This window comes from Ruegeria sp. AG7, from assembly GCF_056541545.1.
Window position 1 is genome coordinate 1 of the sequence record NZ_JBQFYP010000036.1, and the last position, 6,397, is coordinate 6,397.

Here is a 6,397-nt window from a genome sequence, read left to right on the forward strand (position 1 = left end):
ATTCGATGCCGGTGGAGCAGGAGCCACCCACCTCATCCGGTTTGGGCCGTCCTCATCGGAGCCAGCCAGCCGGGCGATCAGATGCTGCGTTTGCTCCGAGGTCGGCAGTGAGCCCAGAGCGGCAGATGCTGCACCAGCCAGGAATGGCAGCAGTGCGCAAATGTTGACTCTACAACGCTGAACGAACGGCGCACACTGGACTTTGATCACATTCTCACTCACTGAGGTGCAGAATTCTCCAAACCGGTCGATTACCGAATTCGCAGTTGGTAAAAAAGTTTACGTTTTGACTGTCATCTCCGGTACTAGTCACTCGGTCAAAAGAGCCGAAAGCTCATCCGCCCCTTTTTGCAGTATTCCCAGAAACGACATCAGACTGTTGACGTCATGACGTTGTGTCGGCGCGTGAACCGAAAGCGTGCCTACCAATCGGCCTTGCCCATCCTGAACGGGTACAGCTAGGGCAGTCATTCCGGTCATGAATTCCTCGTCATCGGTGGAATAACTATTCTCAGTGATACGTTGGATCTCCGCTCGCAGCGACTTGGGATCAGTCAGTGAGCGCTCCGTCTGAGGTTGTAGATTTCCCGCTGAAAGAAAACCGCCCAGCGTTTTTTGCCGAAGTGTGGACAGGTACATCTTGCCGCTGGCCGTACAATGGAAGGGTACCTGAGTACCAACCGGAAGTTGAATCCGCAGTGGCCACTTCGTTTCCACCCGGTCCAGATAGATCATCCCCTCTCGGTCTGGAATGGCGAGATTGCAGGTTTCACCAACCTGCTCGGCGACGCTGCGCAAGATCGCCAGACGCGCCGTACGCAGGTGCTCGGAAGACATCGTATTGACCGAAAGCAATCGCAGCCGGTGTCCAGGGCCGTATGAACGCCCATCCAGATCGCGCTGCAGGAAGCCCTCGGCTTCTGCGGTTTGCAACAGGCGGTGGATGGTTGGCTTGGCCAGGCCCAGTGACTCGATCAGGTCTGACGGTTTGACGGCGACCCCGCGTCGCGCAACCTCCTCAAGGATGAGAAGAAGGCGCAAGTTGGTCGGTATCTGTGTCTCTTTATCTTGTGTTTCCGTTGCGGCCATTCCTTAACAGTCTAGTTATTTGGCAGCAGGATCAAGGCCAGATCGGGCACAAGTGACACCAAAATCCACACCGACAGCAATGCGACCAGATAAGGTACTGTGTACCGCAGCAGCCGGAAATAGGGCACTCCGGTCACGCCAGAGGCCACATACAGGTTTAAGCCATATGGCGGAGTGATGAACCCGATAGACGCCCCCACGAGGAAGATCACTGAGAAATGGATCGGATCAATTCCAACTGACGCCGCAATCGGGGCAAGGATCGGGGCCAGAATGATCGTCACAGGCAGGCTTTCCAGCACCATGCCCGAGAAGAAGACGATCACCATCGAGGTGAACAGAACCGCATGGTACCCACCCATTGAGGTTACGAAATCCCCAATGGTCTGCTGTGCGCCAAGCAAGGACAGGATCTGCTGCATCACCACCGAAATCGCGATCAGCGGTGCAAGAATTCCGGTGATCTGGGCCGAACGGATCACGATCGATGGGATCTCGGGGATAGTAAACCCTTCGACTACGAACATCTCGGCATAGCTCTTCTCGGTCGGCGAAATATCATTCCGCGCGCCCATGATCCGGTTGATCGGATAGCTGACCAATCCTGCGATCACACAGAATCCAACCGTCACGCCCGCTGCTTCGGTCGGAGAGAATTTGCCCGTATAGATGCCCCAAAGCACCAGTCCAATTGCGAAGAACCCAAGCCATGCACCAAAGGCGGTTTTCAACACTCGGTTCAGCTGTAACGGGATCAGATGCCCCCAACCGTTTATGCGGCAAATGATCCAGCACGCGAATTGCATGCCAAAGACCATCAGTGCCCCCGGAAGGATGCCTGCAACGAACAGTTCGGAAATCGGCAGGTTCATAAGAAATCCGTAGACGATAAAGATAATCGACGGAGGAATGATGATGCCCACCGTACCACCCGCCGCCGCTGTGGCCGCGCTGAAACGTTCGTCATAGCCGCCTTTCACCATCTCGGGATGCAGCATTGAGCCAATGGTTGCTGTCGTCGCCGAGTTGGATCCTGAGATTGCTGCGAACAACCCACAGGCGCCAAGCGAGGCCATCGCCAGCCCGCCGCGTATCCAGCCCAGACAGGCATAGGCGAAATCGCTGAGACGCCGCGCAATACCCGATTTGTTGATCAGGTCTCCGGTCAGGATGAACAGTGGCATCGCCAACAGGGCAAAACCCTTGTTGAACACGTTCAGCAATTCGGCACCCATGTTGTCCAGCGTCAGGCCAAGGACAAATGAACAGCCTATGACCCAATAACCGATGACCAACAGGACCGGCACGCCCAACATGAACAGAAAAGTGACCCCAAGCGAGATCAGTGTGACCATGGTTCCATCTGTCATCAGTCTGCTCCGATCACGGCCTGCTTGATCAGCGGCTCACCTGTTTTCCAGTTGTGCAGATCGTCGGCGAGGTTTTGAAACACCCGACCGACCATCAGAAAGAACGACAGTGGTGCGGCCAGAAGGAACCACCACTGCATGATATTGTCAGTCCCCAGAACGATCTGAAAGTTCGATGCCGAAAGGGCGACTAGCCGGGACGTGGTCACGATGACGATCACTGCGAATATGAACCACAGCAAGGCGTCAAGGATCAGGCAGGCCAATTGACCACTGCGCGGCATGGCAGAGCGGAATTCGCTAAAGCTCAGATGTGTACGTAGGCGGACGTTATACGAGGCCCCGAACCACGCCATCACCATGAACAGCAGCGGCGGAATAGTGGTCGACCAGGGCTCTTGATCGTTGAACACGAACCGGTCGATCACGCCCCAAAAGATGATCAAGGCAATGGCAAGGTAGGAATACACCATTACCGATCGTTCCAGATGCCGTTCAATGAAGGGCACGGCCCGATAGATCAGCATGATCACGAACCCGCCCAGAGCCGAGACAATCGCGCCCAACACCCAGGTCGCGTCGGATTCCAGTGCGGATTGAATCTCGAACGAATCCTGGCTGAGAAAGGCGCTGAAAATTGCGCCAATGTCTGCCCAAAACGACATGTACCCCGTCCTCCCAGTCGGTAATTGGATGAACCGGCCCGCCTGGGGCCGGTTCGTGTAAGTTTATCAGGCTTCGCCCTTCCACCAACGGCGCGGCTCGACATTTTCCGGTAGTGTATCGGCTGGAATCTCACGCGCGATGTCATAGATTTCCTGATAGGTATCGATGCCACCTGCCCATTTGTTCAGGCGTTCACGCCATTGCGCCCAGGGCTCGGGGTTGTAGTTTGGGGCGCACATTTCCTCGGCCAGTTTGATCTGATCATCCGCCAGAAATGCCGGGCGCACGCCGTTTTCGGCAAAGATCGTGTCAGGCAGTTGCGGGTCCGAGAAGCCCACGGTGTTCAACAGCGCCGCCTCATTCGCGCCCTGAATCAGCGCCTGCGTAAAGTACGAAGATTCCATCACAGCATCCTGTAACTCGCCGCTCAGCCCATCAAACACCTTTGCTGACATTGAGGTATGTTCGGTTCCGCAGAAGAATTTCAGGTTCACTGACTGCGAGACCACCGGCGCCATGTTGGCATAGGCAACGGCCGAGGCCCATGTTTCGGCCCCGTCGATCAGACCAGTCTTGAGCGCGTCCAGAGTCTCTTCCCATGCCACCGGCACCGGGTTCAGGTTCAATAACTGCATCGCAATCCGGCCCAACTGCGTGCCGGTCACGCGGTTTTTGGTGCCAAACAGTTCTTCCAGTTTGGTGACGGTCGGTTTGTCTGAAAAGGTCGATCCCATTTGCAGACCGCGCAATTCGCAATGAGTGAACAGGAACTTCAGCCCATGCCGTTTCTCCAGCGGATCACGCAGGATGCGCTGGCTCGCCGGGCTGTAGAAGAAATGATACTGTGCCGCGCGACTGGGGAACATATACGCGTAATCCAGCACGTTCAGATAGGGCGCACCGCCGGCAGAGTTCTGGGTCGATGCCGCATAGATGTCGACGATACCCTGCTGTGTCTTCTCAACACAGCTCAACTGTCCGCAGATCTGATTGTCACCGATGAATTCAATCCGAATCTCGCCATCCGTTCGCTCTTCCAGATCCCGTGCGAACTCGATTGCGCCTGCGCGTTCAATCAGCAGGTTGCGGGTGTTGAAGCCCGACGCGCCGAATTTCAGCCTGTGCTTCGGTTCTTTCGAAAAGCGTTTCTCGTAAGTTGATTCGGCAGCCTGTGCCAGATTCGCCAGGCTCATTGCGCCACCGAACCCGCCTGCTGCCAATAAGGTCGAGCTCATGCCGTAACGGCCCGCAACTCGGAAGAAATCCCGACGCGAAATACCACTTAGTTTCCGACCAATCTCCATTGCTTACCTCCCTGATCACAATTATTGAGACGTTTTGTATCAAAAAAGGCTAGTATAATTCGATCAACTTGCATAGAGTTTTTTTCAGCAACTTTCGGAGGAGGCAGTCATGGAGGTGGATTATGCGGTTGTTGGCGCGGGGTCTTCGGGCTGTGTCATTGCCAATCGGCTAAGCGCTGATCCCAATACGACGGTTGCGCTGCTTGAGGCTGGTGGCCGCGATACGAACCCGTGGATTCACATCCCTGTTGGCTATTTCAAAACAATGCACAATCCATCGGTCGACTGGTGTTATCGGACCGAACCCGATCCCGGCCTGAACGGTCGATCCATCGATTGGCCACGCGGTAAGGTGCTGGGTGGGTCATCCTCTTTGAATGGGTTGCTATATGTGCGCGGCCAGAAAGAGGATTACGACCGTTGGCGTCAGATGGGCAACGAAGGTTGGGGCTGGGAGGACGTGTTGCCACTGTTCAAACGCTGCGAGGATCAAGAGCGCGGCGAGGATGAATTCCACGGTGTCGGTGGACCTTTGTCTGTGTCCAACATGCGCATCCAACGTCCCATCTGCGACGCATGGGTCGCTGCAGCGCAGGCCGCAGGTTATCCGTTCAATCCAGACTACAACGGGGCCGAACAAGAGGGCGTCGGGTACTTTCAGTTGACCACCCGCAATGGTCGACGCTGCAGCGCAGCCGTGGCGTATCTAAAACCTATCCGGGGTCGTCAGAACCTCAACATCATTACCAATGCCTTGGTAGCGCGGGTGGTTTTAGAAGGGAAAAAGGCAACCGGACTGGTTTATCGGGATCGTTCGGGTGCTGAACAAACTCTAAAAGTCCGGCGCGAGATCATTCTGTCCGGTGGGGCGATCAATTCCCCCCAAATTCTGATGTTGTCGGGAATCGGAGACCCAGATCATCTAAAGGAAAACGGTATCGAACCGCTGCACGCCCTGCCGGGTGTCGGCAAGGGTTTGCAGGATCACTTACAGGCGCGGCTTGTGTTTAAATGTAACGAGCCGACTTTGAATGACGAAGTCCGCAGCCTGTTCAATCAGGCGCGAATTGCCCTGAAATACGCGCTGTTCCGCGCAGGCCCGATGACCATGGCCGCCAGCCTTGCCACCGGTTTCATGAAAACCCGCCCCGAGGTTGAAACCCCCGACATTCAGTTTCACGTCCAACCCTGGTCCGCTGACAGTCCTGGCGAGGGAGTGCATCCGTTTTCAGCGTTCACGATGTCGGTATGCCAACTGCGCCCGGAAAGCCGCGGAGAATTGCGGTTGAACGGTCCCGATCCGTCTAAACACGTCAAAATCGTCCCTAACTACCTGTCCACGGAAACGGATTGCAAAACGATCGTCGATGGCGTGAATATCGCACGTGGGATTGCCAAACTGGCCCCTCTGGCTTCAAAAATTTCCGAGGAATTTCGACCGACGGCAGAGCTGAGTTGCGACGATTACGAAGGCACGCTAGATTGGGCCAGATCCAACACCGCATCAATCTATCACCCAACCGGAACTTGCGCGATGGGAAGCAATGGCATGTCCGTTGTCGACGCAAAACTAAATGTGCATGGAATAAAGAACCTAAGGGTAGCTGATTGCTCCATTATGCCGGATATCGTCAGTGGCAACACTAATGCGCCAGCAATTATGATAGGCGAAAAGGCAAGCGACTTGATAAGTGCAGATGCCTGACAGTCCCTCCGTCTTGTCCGCATGCCATGCAAAATGCCCAAAACACTCGCAACCGATGGATCAGTGCGCCATTCGCGCAAGCTCAAGCTGTTTGGTCGGTGGAGTCTGGTCGCAACTTGCGCTTTGCCTAACTCATGACTCATGAGTCATGACGGTATTGCCAAGTTGTCTGGCATTTCGACGACGACTAAATGCAATGAATGAACATTCCATCCAGCATGCCGCGTCTGAAGGGCTTTCGCTACCCTCGTGAGGTCATTGCC

5 protein-coding genes are annotated in these 6,397 nt (G+C 55.3%); 1 reads left to right on the forward strand and 4 read right to left on the reverse strand.

What is annotated here, in order from left to right; translation table 11 throughout:
* Positions 1-309: 309 nt before the first annotated feature.
* The 4 genes from ACR0BF_RS20070 to ACR0BF_RS20085 form a co-directional block, all read right to left on the reverse strand.
* The gene (locus ACR0BF_RS20070; protein WP_480487430.1) at positions 310-1,089 is read right to left on the reverse strand and encodes an IclR family transcriptional regulator; all 780 of its coding nucleotides are present in this window, start codon (positions 1,087-1,089) and stop codon (positions 310-312) included.
* A gap of 11 nt (positions 1,090-1,100) precedes the next feature.
* Entirely contained in the window at positions 1,101-2,459 is a 1,359-nt protein-coding gene (locus ACR0BF_RS20075) for a TRAP transporter large permease (protein WP_480547640.1), read from the reverse strand.
* Positions 2,459-3,124 carry a TRAP transporter small permease gene (locus ACR0BF_RS20080; RefSeq protein ID WP_480487433.1) on the reverse strand — a complete coding sequence of 222 codons (666 nt, stop codon included), beginning with the start codon at positions 3,122-3,124 and terminating at the stop codon, positions 2,459-2,461. The genes ACR0BF_RS20075 and ACR0BF_RS20080 overlap by 1 nt, the downstream gene beginning before the upstream one ends.
* Positions 3,125-3,190: 66 nt before the next feature.
* Complete coding sequence (locus tag ACR0BF_RS20085) at positions 3,191-4,429, reverse strand: TRAP transporter substrate-binding protein (protein WP_480625653.1); 1,239 nt, start codon at positions 4,427-4,429, stop codon at positions 3,191-3,193.
* A gap of 109 nt (positions 4,430-4,538) precedes the next feature.
* On the opposite strand from ACR0BF_RS20085, the gene ACR0BF_RS20090 reads away from it, so the two are divergent.
* Entirely contained in the window at positions 4,539-6,134 is a 1,596-nt protein-coding gene (locus ACR0BF_RS20090) for a GMC family oxidoreductase (protein WP_480483846.1), read from the forward strand.
* Positions 6,135-6,397: the final 263 nt, after the last annotated feature.